Below are 263 nucleotides of genomic sequence, written 5' to 3'. Positions count from 1 at the left end.
AGTTGCTCAAGCGCTCGGTTGAGCTCGTTGCGCAACGTGGTATCAGGTTTGCGCACCGCGATCGCCACCCCGTCGCCCAATAAATCAGCTGAGACAGCAGGCCCCAGAAAGTCAAAATCCTGGCCCTCGGCGGTGTCGAGCAGGGCCTTGCGTATCTCCACGGTGCCCTGCAGGGTTGCATCGATCTCTCCCGCCACCAAGCTGCGGACCAGCTCTTCATTGAGCCAGAAGCTTTTAATGATGACGCCCTTGTGCGCCCAGTG

The 263-nt window shown here is 59.7% G+C and carries 1 protein-coding gene; it reads right to left on the bottom strand.

Going from position 1 to position 263, the window contains the following annotated elements; all coding sequences use genetic code 11:
* The coding region (locus AC0L3B_RS39685) for a type 2 periplasmic-binding domain-containing protein (RefSeq protein WP_473383332.1) at window positions 1–263 on the bottom strand (263 nt) is incomplete at both ends.

This window comes from Bradyrhizobium sp. Kon56 (genome assembly GCF_055807635.1).
Note: the sequence above shows the minus strand (reverse complement) of the source record. Positions and strands in the feature narration are given on the sequence as shown.